The organism is Modestobacter sp. L9-4 (assembly GCF_019112525.1).
Classification (GTDB): domain Bacteria; phylum Actinomycetota; class Actinomycetes; order Mycobacteriales; family Geodermatophilaceae; genus Modestobacter.
On sequence record NZ_CP077800.1, the window covers coordinates 830,019 to 843,558 of the forward strand.

10 protein-coding genes are annotated in these 13,540 nt (G+C 73.6%); 3 read left to right on the plus strand and 7 right to left on the minus strand.

From position 1 onward, the window contains the following. Window positions 1-30 precede the first annotated feature (30 nt). Window positions 31-534, plus strand: coding sequence for a C40 family peptidase (locus KUM42_RS03910; RefSeq protein ID WP_237495108.1), 504 nt, complete (start codon window positions 31-33; stop codon window positions 532-534). 58 nt (window positions 535-592) lie between these two features. On the opposite strand, the gene KUM42_RS03915 is transcribed toward KUM42_RS03910, so the two are convergent. After that, window positions 593-3,322, minus strand: a complete 2,730-nt coding sequence (locus KUM42_RS03915; protein WP_237495110.1) for a glucosidase — start codon at window positions 3,320-3,322, stop codon at window positions 593-595. Window positions 3,323-3,397: 75 nt separating this feature from the next. Continuing rightward, complete coding sequence (locus KUM42_RS03920; protein WP_237495112.1) at window positions 3,398-5,155, minus strand: bifunctional diguanylate cyclase/phosphodiesterase; 1,758 nt, start codon at window positions 5,153-5,155, stop codon at window positions 3,398-3,400. Window positions 5,156-5,336: 181 nt separating this feature from the next. Between KUM42_RS03920 and KUM42_RS03925 the strand changes: the two genes are divergently transcribed. Further along, complete coding sequence (locus KUM42_RS03925; protein ID WP_237496632.1) at window positions 5,337-6,431, plus strand: ATP-binding protein; 1,095 nt, start codon at window positions 5,337-5,339, stop codon at window positions 6,429-6,431. Window positions 6,432-6,488: 57 nt separating this feature from the next. Here the strand turns inward: KUM42_RS03925 and KUM42_RS03930 are convergent, their stop codons facing one another. Both KUM42_RS03930 and KUM42_RS03935 read right to left on the minus strand, forming a co-directional pair. Beyond that, on the minus strand, window positions 6,489-7,010 hold the full coding sequence (locus KUM42_RS03930; RefSeq protein WP_237495114.1) for a DUF4234 domain-containing protein: 522 nt from the start codon (window positions 7,008-7,010) through the stop codon (window positions 6,489-6,491). 209 nt (window positions 7,011-7,219) lie between these two features. Continuing rightward, window positions 7,220-8,425, minus strand: coding sequence for an HNH endonuclease signature motif containing protein (locus tag KUM42_RS03935; protein ID WP_237495116.1), 1,206 nt, complete (start codon window positions 8,423-8,425; stop codon window positions 7,220-7,222). Between the two features lie 184 nt (window positions 8,426-8,609). On the opposite strand from KUM42_RS03935, the gene KUM42_RS03940 reads away from it, so the two are divergent. Then, the gene (locus KUM42_RS03940) at window positions 8,610-9,695 is read left to right on the plus strand and encodes an epoxide hydrolase family protein (RefSeq protein WP_237495118.1); all 1,086 of its coding nucleotides are present in this window, start codon (window positions 8,610-8,612) and stop codon (window positions 9,693-9,695) included. Here KUM42_RS03940 and KUM42_RS03945 read toward each other — a convergent pair. The 3 genes from KUM42_RS03945 to KUM42_RS03955 all read right to left on the minus strand — a co-directional run bounded on the left by KUM42_RS03945 (window position 9,692) and on the right by KUM42_RS03955 (window position 13,527). Further along, window positions 9,692-10,573, minus strand: coding sequence for a matrixin family metalloprotease (locus KUM42_RS03945; protein WP_237495120.1), 882 nt, complete (start codon window positions 10,571-10,573; stop codon window positions 9,692-9,694). The genes KUM42_RS03940 and KUM42_RS03945 overlap by 4 nt on opposite strands. Before the next feature lie 103 nt (window positions 10,574-10,676). Beyond that, a complete protein-coding gene (locus KUM42_RS03950; RefSeq protein ID WP_237495122.1) occupies window positions 10,677-12,407 on the minus strand; it encodes a bifunctional diguanylate cyclase/phosphodiesterase in 1,731 nt (576 codons plus the stop codon). Between the two features lie 136 nt (window positions 12,408-12,543). Then, window positions 12,544-13,527, minus strand: coding sequence for a GGDEF domain-containing protein (locus KUM42_RS03955; protein ID WP_237495124.1), 984 nt, complete (start codon window positions 13,525-13,527; stop codon window positions 12,544-12,546). Window positions 13,528-13,540 lie beyond the last annotated feature (13 nt).

The following is a 13,540-nucleotide window of genomic DNA, read 5'->3' on the forward strand; positions in this document are numbered from 1 at the left end:
GAACCAGGAGAAACGTCGTCCGTGACGACCATGCGCACTGCCACGTCCCGTCGCTCCACCCGGGCAGCGGCTCTCGCCCTGCTCACCGGCGCGGGCCTCATGCTCACCCCCGTCGCCGCCCAGGCCTCGGCTCCGGGCGGCGCCCCCGCGGTGTCGGCCCCCAGCCACGTCGTCGCACCGAACTGGGCCGCCCAGAAGATCGTCGACACCGCACTCGCCCAGCAGGGCACCCCCTACGCCTGGGGCGGGTCCAGCCCGCGGGGCTTCGACTGCTCCGGCCTCGTCCAGTACGCCGCGCGGGCGGCCGGCATCTCGGAGCCGCGCACCTCACGGGCGCAGGCGACCGTGGGCACGCCCGTCTCCAAGGCCGACCTGCGCCCCGGTGACCTGGTGTTCTTCTACAACCCGGTCGGCCACGTGGGCATCTACATCGGCGACGGCAAGATGGTGCACGCGCCGACGACCGGTGACGTCGTCCGCATCGCCAGCGTCGACCGGATGTGGGGCTTCAACTCCGCCCGCCGCATCGCCTGACCCCCGCTGATGGAGTCCCAACGCTCGCTTTCTGCAGCGCTGGGACTCCATCAGCCGGTCAGCCGGCCCAGCGGGGGTCGGGTGGGAGCCGCGGGTTGAGCAGGTGCGCGACCAGCGCCGTCCAGCCGGTCTGGTGGGTGGCGCCCAGGCCCTCGCCGGTGTCGCCGTCGAAGAACTCGCTGAACGTCGGGTGCTCGCGCCACAGCGGGGAGTCGCTGGACTCGATGCGGTCGCCGTCGGCCGGGCGCTTGCCGTCGACCGGGCGGAACAGCCGGGTGAGGCTGGCGTCGATGAGGTCCGCGGCGTCGACCAGCGTGCAGCGGTTGCCCGAGCCGGTGGGGATCTCGATGGTGAACGTGTCGCCGTAGTGCCTGCCCAGGGTGCGCAGCTTGTCGGCCAGCAGCACGTTGACCGGGAACCACACCGGCCCGCGCCAGTTGGAGTTGCCACCGAACAGCCCGGTGCGGGACTCCCCAGGTTCGTACTCGATCGAGGCGTCGCGGCCGCCGACCTTGGCGATCACCTGCCCCGTCGACTTCGACAGCGAGCGGATGCCGAACGGGGAGAGGAACTCCTCGGTGTCGAACATCCGCTGCAGGATCCGGGCGAGGCGGTCCCGGTCGACCAGCGACAGCAGGATCTTGCGGCCCTCGGGTGCCGACCGGCTGCGCAGCGGGCCCATCAGCTGGGGACGGCGCTTCTGCAGCCACCGCACGCGCTCGGCGACGTCGGGAACTTGGGTACTCACCCACGCCGGGATGTCGGTGGCGCCCAGGATCGGCAGCAGCCCGACCATCGACCGCACCCGCAGCGGCTCCGCCGTCCCGTCGGGGGCGACCAGCACGTCGTAGAAGAAGCCGTCGTCCTCGTGCCAGAGCTTGACCTCCTGCGACCCGAAGGCGTTCATCGCCTCCGCGATGGCGAGGAAGTGCTCGAAGAACTTGGTGGCGACGCCGTCCCAGGCCTGGTTCTCGCGGGACAGCTCCAGGGCGATCTTGAGCATCTGCTGGCAGTAGAACGCCATCCAGCTCGTCGCGTCGGACTGCTCCAGCCGGTAGCCCGGGGGCAGCGGCGCGGAGCGGTCGAACAGCGCGATGTTGTCCATGCCGAGGAAGCCGCCCTCGAACACGTTCGAGCCGTCGGCGTCCTTGCGGTTGACCCACCAGGAGAAGTTCAGCAGCAGCTTGGTGAAGACGCGGATGAGGAACGCGCGGTCGCGGTAGCCGTCGATCCGGTAGACGTGCCAGGCGGCCCAGGCGTGCACCGGCGGGTTGACGTCACCGAAGGCCCACTCGTAGGCCGGCAGCTGACCGTTGGGGTGCATCGCCCACTCGCGGCACATCAGCACGAGCTGTTCCTTGGCGAAGTCGGGGTCGACGTGCGCCAGCGGCAGGGTGTGGAAGGCGGTGTCCCACGCGGCGAACCACGGGTACTCCCACTCGTCGGGCATGGAGATGACGTCGGCCAGCGCCAGGTGCCGCCAGCTGGTGTTGCGCCCGCCCCTGCCACGCCGGGACTCCGGGGCCGGGACGTCGGGGTCGCCGTCGAGCCACTGGGCGACGTCGAAGCGGTACAGCTGCTTGGTCCACAGCAGCCCGGCGTAGGCGCGGCGGGCCACGTGCCGGTCGTCGGCGGACAGCTCGGGGTGGATGACGTTGGCGTAGAAGTCGTCGGCCTCGGTGCGCCGGGTGCGCAGCACGCGGTTGAACTCGGCGCCGAACATCTCCGTGTCGGGCTCGGCCGGGCGCAGCCGCAGCTTCACCGTCACGGTCTCCCCCGGCGCGACGGCGTCCCAGGAGTACCAGAACGCGGCCTTGGTGCCGGTGTCGGCCGGGTTCACCGCGGACTTCTCACCGTTGACGACGCGGCGGTTGATGCCGTCCTTGGGGTAGCGCGTGGTGTTGCTGCGCGCGCCGAACAGCGCGACGGCGTTGGTCTCGTTGTCGCAGAACAGCACCTCGGGGGTGCCCTCGGCGGTCAGCACGTAGCGGCCGAGGTAGCCGTGCTCGGCCTCGACCGCCTCCACGCCGTTCACCGTCAGCGTGGGCGCGAGCAGCTGGGTGAGCGTGCCCTGCCGCTTGTCGTGGCCCCAGGACCAGGTGTTGCGGAACCAGACCTGCGGCAGCAGGTGCAGCGGGGCGGCGTCCGGGCCGTGGTTGGTGGCGCTGACGACGATGCAGACGTCGTCCGGGGCGTTCTTGGCGTAGGTGACCTGGACGTCGAAGAACCGGTCCTCGTCCAGGACACCAGTGTCGGACAGCTCGTACTCCCGCTCCAGGCGGGTGCGCTCGGCGTTCTCCCGGCGCAGCTGGGCGTAGGGGTACTCGGCCTGCGGGTAGCGGTAGAGCCACTGCATCCAGGAGTGCGTCGGCGTGCCGTCGACGGCCCACCAGTGCTCCTTGGCGTCCTCGCCGTGGTTGCCCTCGGCGTTGGTCAGCCCGAAGAGCCGCTCCTTGAGGACCGGGTCCTTGCCGTTCCACATCGCCACGGAGAAGTTGAGGAACCCGTAGCGGTCGCAGATGCCGCCCAGCCCGTCCTCACCCCAGCGGTAGGCGCGGGCCACGGCGTGGTCGAAGGGGAAGGACGCCCAGGCGTCACCGTCGGCCGAGTAGTCCTCACGGACGGTCCCCCACTGGCGGCCGGCGAGGTAGGGACCCCACATGCGCCAGGGTGCGGACATCTCGGCGGACTCGGCCAGCCGGGCGTGCTCGGCGGATCGGGGGGTGTCGGCGTCCTGCGGACCCGGGGGGCTCGTGGACTCGTCGTACCCGGAGGTGGCGGCAGACACGACGTCCACAGTGCCATGTGCCGGCTCGGGCCTCTCGGTGGCGGGGCGGTCGGAGACCAGCATCACCGGCCGGGGTCAGCCCCGGCAGTCGACCTCGGCGCGCTGGGAGACGGCGGGTGAGGCGAGCAGCTCGGCGATCGGCACGGGGCGACCGTGGAACCAGCCCTGGGAGAACGCGCAGCCGATCCGGGCCAGCGCCGCGGCCTGCCCGGCGGTCTCGACGCCCTCGGCGGTGACGTCCAGGCCCAGCCCGCGGCACATGGCGGCGAGGCTGCCGACCATCTGCTGGCGGCGCGGCGAGGAGTCGATGCTGGCCACCAGCGAGCGGTCCAGCTTGATGACGTCGGCGGGCAGGGTGTCCAGGCGGCTCAGCGAGGAGAAGCCGGTGCCGAAGTCGTCGATGGCGACCTTCAGGCCCGCGGCGCGGAGGGTGTGCAGCGCGGCGACGGCGATCGAGGAGTCGGCCTCGATGAGGGTCTCGGTGACCTCCAGGACCAGGTGCTCGGCCGGGAAGCCGGTCTCGGCCAGCAGCGCCTGCAGCCGGGCCGGGTAACCGGGGTCGGACAGCTCGAGGCCGGAGACGTTGACGCCGAGGGTGAGCTGCTCGCCGCGGGTGGTGCGGACGCCGGCCAGGGACGCGCACGCCGTCCGGACGACGTGCGCATCCAGGACGGCGATCAGGCCGCTCTGCTCGGCGGCGGCGACGAACTCCGTCGGCGGCACGGGGCCGCGCTCGGGGTGGGTCCAGCGGGCGAGGGCCTCGACGCCGACGACGGCGCCGTCGGTGGTGTCGGCGATCGGCTGCAGGTGCACCTGCACCTCGCCGGCGGCCAGGGCGAGCGCGAGGTCGCCGGCCAGCGGGGAGCCGCCGTCGCCGTCGAGCTCGCAGCGGCCACGACCGGCGGCCTTGGCGTCGTAGAGGGCGCGGTCGGCGCGGCGCATGAGCTGGGCGGCGGTCTCACCGCGCTCGTGCTGGGCGACGCCGCAGGACATCGAGATCTCCGGGTGCAGGGGGACGATCCGCCGCACCAGGGCGAGGGCGTCGACGCCGCGGACGCCGGGCAGCAGCAGGGCGAACTCGTCGCCGCCCTGCCGGGCGAAGAACGCGCCCTCGGGGAGCTCGCGCTGCCAGACGTCGGCGACCCGGCACAGCACCAGGTCACCGGCCTCGTGGCCGCGGGCGTCGTTGACCTGCTTGAAGAAGTCGAGGTCGAGCAGCACCGCCGACAGCCGGTCGCCGCTGCGCGACGTGGCCGCGAGCAGCTCCTGCAGCGAGTCGTCGAAGCCGCGCCGGTTGGCCAGCCCGGTGAGCGGGTCACGGCTGGCGCTGGAGGCCCGGATGACCAGGCCGCGGGTGACGCTGCCGAGCGCGATGATGATCGGGACCAGGGTGAGCGTGACGAACGCCGGGACCTCGCCGCGCACCAGCAGCGCGACGGTCATGCCGCCGAGGGCCAGCACCATGTGCGCCCAGGCCAGCGGCAGGCTGAAGAAGAAGCACGCGTCGACGGCGATGAAGGACATGAGGGTGGCCGCAGCCATGGCGGTGGCCGGGTCGGGGCTGACCAGGATCGCCACCACGATCAGCACCGACGCCGAGGCGACGGCGACGTGGAAGGCGTTGCGCGGCCAGCGCGGCCCCCAGCGGACGGCGATGCCGGCGCAGGCCAGCACGCTCGCCGACAGCGCGACCATCGACCAGCGGACCTGCACGGTGAAACCGGTGTTGAGCGCAGCCAGCAGCCCCGCGACCGCGGCGAAGACGTAGAACGTCGCCAGGGTGCGGGTCATCATGCGGGGTGTCGCCACCGCAGGCGCCGTCGACCAGCTCACCTGTCGATCATCGGCTCGACCACCGACAACTTGATCGTGTCCCGCCCGTCGGCTCCCCCACTCACCCGGCGGAGCTACGCACGGGCTGCGCGCCCGAGGGCAATGCGTTGGATCGTGTCGGTGCCGGCACGTACGTTCCAGCGGCTCCCCTCCCCGCCCCGAACGGAGACCTGCCGTGACGATGCCGAGCACCGGCCCGGCCCCGCACGTCCTCGTGCCACGGCTGTCGCTGGACTACCTGGACGACGTCGCCACGGCGCTGATGGTGCAGGCCCAGTGGACCGGGGCGATGCCGTACCACCGCGCCGACTCCGTGCCCGGCGCCGTCGAGGACCTGGCCGCGCTGGTGCCCGAGGGCGCCGTGGTGCGGGTCGACCAGCGGTTCGACCACCACGCCTCGCTGTGCGTCGAGCTGCCCGGGGTGCTGCTGGAGCTGGAACGGCGGGGCAACGTCACGCGGGTGCGGGCGGTGGGCGCGACCGCGACCGGTGTCGAGTCGGTGGTCGCCTCGGCGATCGCGGCGGCCCGCACCGCGGTGACGGTGCCGGAGGACACGGTGCGCATGCGCTTCTGGTCCGCGTCGAAGGACGGCGACGGGTCGATGTCCTCCCGTGAGGTGACGGCGCCGGCGTGGTCGGAGGTCGCCGGCAACTACGCCGCGCGCACCGCTGCCCGGCTGGGTGGGCTGATGGGCTTGCCGGACGTGTCCGGGCGGGCCGGCCGGCTGGTGCTGTGGCACGGCGAGCCGGGCACCGGGAAGACGACGGCGGCCCGGGCGCTGAGCCGTGAGTGGTCGGGGTGGGCCGACGCCCACTACGTGACCGACCCCGAGCGGCTGTTCGAGGACCCCGGCTACCTGCTGGAGGTGGCCGGCGTCGACCAGGACACCCGGGAGCGCAGGGACGACAAGCGGTGGCGGGTGGTGATCGCCGAGGACTGCGACGAGTACCTGCGCACCGATGCGAAGCTGCGGGCCGGGGCGTCGCTGGGCCGGCTGCTCAACCTCTGCGACGGGATCCTCGGCCACGGTCTGCGGGTGGTGGTGCTGCTGACCACCAACGAGGACGTCGGCAGCCTGCACCCGGCGATCACCCGGCCGGGACGGTGCCTGAGCAGGGTGGAGTTCGCCCGGCTCGCGCACGCCGAGGCGCAGGCGTGGCTGGGTGCGGCCGCCACGGCACCGCCCGGGTCGGCGACCCTGGCGGAGCTGTACGCGCTGCGCGAGGAGCGCGCCGACCACAGCGACCGGGCACCGGACATCGGCGGCTACCTCTGACCGGAACGACGACGCCCCGCTCCCGTGTCCGGGAGCGGGGCGTCAAGCCGGTCTCGGTCAGACGGCGCCCATGCTGCGCCAGTAGGCGTTGAGCGCACCGTTGGTCTTGATCAGCCAGACCAGCGGGCCGATGAGGATGAAGGAGCCGAGCAGCACCCAGAGTCCGGTCGTGGCGCTGACCGGACGGGGGCGGCCCTGCCGGGCGTAGAGGTTGCCGACCTCGTTGGGCAGCACGAAGGGCGTGACGAGCCCGAAGGTGAAGAGGGCCAGGACCAGGCCGATGGCGCCGCCGACGCCCTCGCCGGAGTGCTGCTTCATCTCCTCGTGCGTGGCGAAGTAGTAGTACAGCGAGTAGAGGCCGAAGGTGATGATGCTCAGCCCGATGACGGCCCAGGTGCTGCGGACCTTGCCCACCGGGCCGAGCGGGCGGCCGTAGGGCGCGACGCCGTGCTGCATCGGCTGCGCCGGGACCATGCCGTACGGCTGCTGCCCGTAGCCGGCGACCTGCTGCTGCGGCGCGTAGTGGGCGGGCGGCGGCGGGGCCGGCGCGTAGGCCGGCTTGGTCGGCTGCTCTTCCATCGCGGACATCGTGGAACCCCCGTTCGAGCCGCCGGCACGTCCGGCAGCGGTCGCAGACGCTAGGCGTCGACCGGCCGCTCGGACCCATTTCCGGACGCATTCGTCCCGCGTCCGGCACATCCGCCCCACCCGTCGCTCGCGCGCGGCCCGGCCGGAGCCGGGCATGCCGACGCGATCGTCCCGCTCGTCGCCCCGGGGCGCGCAGGACGTCAGACCTGCAGGGCAGGACCGATGAGGATCTGCGAGCCGTCGGGGCGGTAGGTGCGCCATCGGCCGTCCGGTGGTCGTTCGACCCGGAACCCGTGATGGACCTTGGTGTGGTGGCGTTCGCAGAGAAGTGCGGAGTTCTCCAGGCTGGTGTCGCCGTGGTCGCGCAGCCACTCGAGCTGGTGGTGGACGTCGCACCAGTGCGTGGGCGCCGAGCAGCCGGTGAAGACGCAGTGCCGGTCGCGGCGTTCCACCGCCCGGCGGATGTGCGCGGGCACCAGCCGCTTGCTGCGCCCGACGTCCAGCGGCAGCCCGTCTGGGTCCAGCACCATCCGGGAGACCTTGGCGTCGCACGCCGCCCACCGGGCCGCCGCCGCGGACATGGTGGCGCCGAAGCCGGTCTCGGCTGCGTTCGCGCCGGTGCTCGAGTCGAGCAGATCGTCGATGCCGATGGTGACGACGAGGTGCGGCTTCTCGCTGCGCAGGAACGGCAGGTCACCACTGGCCAGCTGGTTGTCGCACAGCTGCACGAAGGCGTCGGCGTTCTGCTGGGCGCGGGTGCGCTCGTCGCCCTTCGGCCGCGACGCCTGCACGATCGACTCCAGCGCCGCCTGCACCTTCTCCCCGCCCACCGCGTCGAGGTCGAACCGGCCGGACACGCTGCCGTCAGCGTGCTTCGCGATGCTCAGCCGACGCCCCTCGGTCGGGTCGGGCTCCGGCCCGTCGGGATCGAGTGCGGCGAGGACGAGCTCGACCACCTCCCACAGCCGGGCCGGTGAGTTGATCGCCGCCTCGGCCAGCGCCTCGTCGAAGCCGCCCAGGTCGACGCCCCGCTCCGCTGCCTGCGCCAGCCGTGCGGGCGTGGCGACCTGGGCTGCGACAGCGACCTGGTCGGCGGTGATCGCGCCGGTGGCGAAGCCGGTCGCGACGGCCGGCAGGTGCTCGAGCGCACGCCCGTTCGCGACCAGCTGGACCGCACTGCTCTTCGACCAGCGGGCGTGCCCGCGCAGCCAGGACTGCATCGTCTTCAGCCCGTCGTGCTCGGCAGCGCCGGTCCTCTCGCACTCCCGCACGGTGCGGGTGATCGCGGCGACGAGCGCGGTGTGCGCTCGCAGCAGCGGCGTGAGGCGCTCGAGCAGCTGCGGCCCGAACACCGACGTGAGGTCGTCGGAGACGAGGGCGTCGACCGCCGACTGCAGCTCGTCCATCACACCTCCCGACCCGTTCGAACGCTTGTTCGAATCCTACCGTCAGGCGACCAGGCCAGCAAGACAAAAGTGCTGCTCAGAGGGCCTGATCCGATGTCCGGCGGCACGCCGGACAGGGCGCCGGCCATCCGCACACAGCGCCGTCCAAGACGCATCGTCCGTCGGCAGGTGCGAGGCTCCGGCCATGACCGACGCCGCTCCCCCGCCCGTCGACCAGGCTGTGCTCGACGACCTCCGTCACCGCCTGCAGCGCTGGCGCCGCGTCGAGCTGACCGGCACCGCCGGCTGGGACCGCGGCACCGAGCCCGGCTACCTCGCCGACCTCCTCAACGACTGGGCCACCGACTACGACTGGCGTCCGCACGAGGAGCGCATCCGCGCCCTGCCGTGGGAGCCGACCGCCCGCATGCGGCTGGTGCACCAGCGGGCGGCGGACCCCGGTGCGACCGCCGTCGTCCTGCTGCACGGCTGGCCGGACTCGGTGCTCCGCTACGAGCGGGTACTGCCGCTGCTGACCGACCTGCACGTCGTCGTCCCGGCGCTGCCCGGCTACCCGTTCGCCGCATCCCTGCCCGAGCGCGATCTCTCCTCGGCCGACATGGCGGCGATGGCCGAGGCGATGGCCGAGCTGGGGCACGAGCGGTACGTCGTCTCCGGTGGCGACATCGGCCGCGGGGTGGCCACGGCGCTGGCCGCACAGCACCCCGACCGGGTGGCGGCTCTGCACCTCACCGACGTCCCGACCGGCACTGTGCTGGCCGGTGAACCGGCGGCGCTGACCGACGACGAGCGCGACCTGCGCCGGCAGGTCGAGCGGTGGCGCGAGGCGGAGGGCGCGTACATGCACGAGCAGTCGACCCGGCCGCACACGCTGGCGGTCGCGCTCGGCGACTCCCCCGCCGGACTGGCGGCCTGGATCGTGGAGAAGCTGCGCGCGTGGAGCGACTGCGGCGGCGACGTCGAGTCGGTGTTCCCGCGCGAGGAGCTGCTCACCTGGGTCACCGCGTACTGGGTGACCGGCGCGATCGGGACGTCGTTCGCGCCCTACGCCCGGCAGGCCCCGCCGCTCGGGCGGATCGACGTCCCGACGGTGGTGAACCAGTTCCCGCACGACCTGGTGCAGGCGCCGCGCTCGGTGGCCGAGGGGCTGTTCGACCTGCGTGTGTTCGAGCACGGCAGCGCCGGTGGGCACTTCGCCGCGTGGGAGTGCCCCGACGAGTTCGTCGGGTTCGTCCGGACGGCGGTGGCGCTGGGCGCCTCGGCCGGCTAGAGACCGGGCTCGCACGCCCCGGCGCCGAGACGCGCGAGTCCCTCGAGGTCTCCGGCGGCGAAGTCGAACACGGACGACGCCTCGGGGTACATCAGCTGGGTCGGGTCGCTGACGTGCCCGAGCCCGACCGCGTGACCCAGCTCGTGCAACACGATCGCGCGGGCGACGTCGGCGCCACCGGGCTGGGCCAGGATGTCGGTGAACTGCGCCGCGTCCAGCGCCACCGACCCGGTCACGTAGACCAGCGGACCGCCGGCGCGCCCCACCGGCGTGCTGCCGCCCAGTCCGGCGACGTCCGCGGCGAGGTCGGCGTTCTCGGACACCTCGTCCCAGGTGATGAGCAGCGGAGCCCAGCGGTCGCCGTACCGGTCGGGTTGGAAGAGGTCCCGCGGCTGGCTCGGGGCCTCGTCGGTGGACCCGTCGTAGACGAACTGCAGGCCGGTGACGGCTGAGACGCGGGCGACGGCGTCCGGCACGAGCTGGTCGGCACCGAACGGCGCGTTGTCCGGGCGGACGACGTAGTGCACCGGGCGGCAGGGGTCGTAGGCGACCGGGGTGACGCCGTCGTCCTGCACGGCCAGGAAGTCGTACGCGCCAGCGCCCACCGGCGCGAGGGGCGGTGTGCCGAGCGGGTCGTCGGCGGCGTCGACGCCCGGGGTGGGCATGTCGGCCGAGGCGGCCGGCCGCGCCCCGGGCAGGAGACCGTGGTGGTCGGCCACGACGCCGAGGCTCACCACCGCCACGACCAGGACGGCGGTGCCCAGGCCGGTCCAGTTCCGTCGCCGCCGCTGCCGGGGCGGTGGGGCCGGTGTCCAGCTCCGCCACTGCTCGACCGCCGGCGCCCGGCCGTCCGCCTCGTCCAGGACCCACTGCGGCACGCGGCCGCTCGGCGACGTCCGCAGACCGGCCGGCGCCCGTCCTCCCTGCTGCTGCACGTTCCCCCCGTGGTCGATCGTCTGCGTCGTGCGGACTGCGTGGCGCTCAGCCGGCGGCGGCGAGCGGCCGGGGGGCGAGCGGCTGCAGGCCGAGCGACCGGGCGGCGAGCGCTGCGGCCAGCTGGGGCAGCGGCACCGGACGGCCGTGCAGCCAGCCCTGGCCGAAGGTGCAGCCCACACTGCGCAGCAGGTCGTCCTGCTCGGCGGTCTCGATGCCCTCGGCGACGACGTCGAGGCCGAGCGCTCCGGCGAGGCCGACGATGCTGCGCAGCATCTGCCCACGGCGCGCCGAGCTGGTGACGGTGGCGGTGAAGGACGAATCGACCTTGAGGACGTCGACGGGCAGGGTGTCGAGCCGACTGAACGACGAGTAGCCGGTGCCGAAGTCGTCCAGCGCGATCCGGATGCCCAGGGCGCGCAGGGCGTGCAGGGTGGCGACGGCGACCTCGGAGTCGGCCTCCAGCAGGCTCTCGGTCACCTCGAGCACCAGCTCCTCGGCCGGCCAGCCGGTCTCCTCGAGGACGGCGGCGACGCGTGCGGGGTAGCGGGGGTCGCAGAGCTCGAGCCCGGACACGTTGACGCCCAGCCGCAGCTGCCGGCCGCTCTGCCGACGCAGGGCGGTGAGCTGGGCGCAGGCCGCGCGCAGCACGTGCTCACCGAGCGCGCCGATGAGGCCGTGCTGCTCGGCGACGGTGATGAACTCCAGCGGCGGCACCGCACCCAGCTCGGGGTGGGTCCAGCGGGCCAGCGCCTCGACACCGACGACGTCGCCGGAGCCCAGGTCCACGATCGGCTGGAAGTGCACGGCGATCCTGCTGGCGGCCACGGCCGCGGCCAGGTCGCGGGCCAGGTCCCAGTCGGAGTCGACGCCGTCTAGCTCGCATCGGCCACGTCCGGCGTCCTTGGCGGCGTAGAGCGCCTGGTCGGCGCGGCGCATGAGCTGGGCGGCGCTGTCGCCGACCCGGTGCTCGGCCACCCCGACCGACATCCGGACGCCGGGGTGCTCGGCGCACAGCCGGCGGACCAGCTCCAGGGCGGCCGGACCGGCGAGCCCGGGCAGCAGCAGCGCGAACTCGTCGCCGCCGTGCCGGGCGAACACGGCGCGGGAGGGCAGCGCCCGGGTCCAGGCGTCGGCGACCTGGCACAGCAGCGCGTCACCGGCGCCGTGGCCGCGGGTGTCGTTGACGGCCTTGAAGTGGTCGAGGTCCAGCAGCGCCGCGGACAGCCGGTCACCGCTGCGCGGCAGGTCGGTCAGCAGCTGCTGCAGCGCCTCGTCCAGGCCGCGCCGGTTGGCCAGCCCGGTGAGCGGGTCGCGGCCGGCGTCGGCGGCGCGCAGGACCAGGACGCGGGTGGCCACGGCGAGCGCGACCACGACGGAGTCCAACGCCAGCGCGGTCGGCAGGCTGACGCTGTCCTGCACCATCAGCGCGACGGTGACCCCGGCCAGCCCGAGGAGCATGTGCGCCCCGGCGACGACGAGGTTGAACAGCAGGACGGCGTCCATGACGGTGAAGGCGATGATCGCGGCGCAGGCCACGGCGGTGCCGGAGTCCGGGGACAGGAACACGCCGGTGCTGATGAGCCCGGCGGCCGAGCCGATGGGCAGGTGGAAGGCGTTGCGGCTCCAGCGCCGGCCCCACCGGAAGACGACGCCCGAGGACAGCAGCGCGCTGACCGACATGCCGATCAGCACCGCCCGCGGCGTCCCGACCAGGTGGCCGCCCCAGGTGATGAGCAGCCCGGCGAGCCCGCCGACCAGGTAGAAGACGGCGACCATGGCGGCCAGCGATCTCGGCGTGGCTCCCTCGGGGGCGCGCAGCAGGTTCACCTGGTTGCACTCGGTGTCTGCGCGGTGCTGCTTGACCGTCCGGGGCGGGACGGCGGGCGCGACTGGCCCGTCCGGGTGAGACCGGTCAGGAGGTGGCGCGGCCGGCGCGGTCGCCGTCGAGCACGCTGCGCCCGCGACCACCGGCCTTGGCGGCGTACAGCGCACGGTCGGCGCGGCGCATGAGCTGCGAGCCGGTCTCGCCGGGGCGGTGCTCGGCGACGCCGACCGACAGCCCGATCCCGGGGTGCAGCGTGCTGACCCGGCGCACCAGGGCCAGGGCGTCGGCGCCGCTCATCGCGGGCAGCAGCAGTGAGAACTCGTCGCCGCCGTGCCGCGCGAGGACGGCGTCCGTGGGGAGCTCGGCGCGCCAGACGTCGGCGACCTGGCAGAGCATGCGGTCCCCGGCCTGGTGCCCGGCGGTGTCGTTGATCTGCTTGAAGTGGTCGAGGTCCAGCAGCGCCGCGGACAGCTGCGCACCGCCGCGGGCGACGGCGGTCATCAGCTCGTCGAGCGCCTCGTCGAAGCCCAGCCGGTTGTGCAGCCCGGTCAGCGGGTCGCGGCTGGCGCCGGAGGCCCGGAGCACCAGCGCCCGGGCGACGTAGGCGAGAGCCAGCACGATGACGTCCAGGGCCAGCGCGGTGCGCGGATCGACCTCGGGGTGTGAGACCAGCGCGGCGGTGACCACGGTGAGGGCGAATGCCAGGTGACCGAGGGCCTGCGGGAGCTGGAAGAAGTAGCAGGCGTCGACCGAGACCAGCGTGATGAGGGCCGCGGCGAGGACGGCGGTGGGGGCGTCCGGGCTCGCCAGGACGGCGATGCCGATCAGCCCGGCCGCCAGCCCCACCGGGAGGTGGAAGAGGTCGCGCGGCCAGCGCGGGCCGAAGAAGCCCACCACCGCCGCGGCGGTGAGCGCGATGAGCGAGAGCGCGAAGAGCACGCCGCGCCCGGTGCCGTGCGTGGCGCCCGAGGCGCCCAGCAGACCGGCGACGCCGCCGGCGAGGTAGAAGACGCTGAGGACGTTGGCCATCACGCGCGGGGTCGCCACCGCCGGCGCCACAGTCCTGTCCACGGGACGATCATCG

What these genes read in the sequence shown, in the direction of transcription:
- KUM42_RS03940 (WP_237495118.1), top strand. Translation starts at nt 8,610, where the DNA reads ATGACCGACGCCGCTCCCCCGCCCGTCGACCAGGCTGTGCTCGACGAC.
- KUM42_RS03935 (WP_237495116.1), bottom strand. Translation starts at nt 8,425, where the DNA reads ATGGACGAGCTGCAGTCGGCGGTCGACGCCCTCGTCTCCGACGACCTC.
- KUM42_RS03930 (WP_237495114.1), bottom strand. Translation starts at nt 7,010, where the DNA reads ATGGAAGAGCAGCCGACCAAGCCGGCCTACGCGCCGGCCCCGCCGCCG.
- KUM42_RS03925 (WP_237496632.1), top strand. Translation starts at nt 5,337, where the DNA reads ATGCCGAGCACCGGCCCGGCCCCGCACGTCCTCGTGCCACGGCTGTCG.
- KUM42_RS03910 (WP_237495108.1), top strand. Translation starts at nt 31, where the DNA reads ATGCGCACTGCCACGTCCCGTCGCTCCACCCGGGCAGCGGCTCTCGCC.
- KUM42_RS03950 (WP_237495122.1), bottom strand. Translation starts at nt 12,407, where the DNA reads ATGGTCGCCGTCTTCTACCTGGTCGGCGGGCTCGCCGGGCTGCTCATC.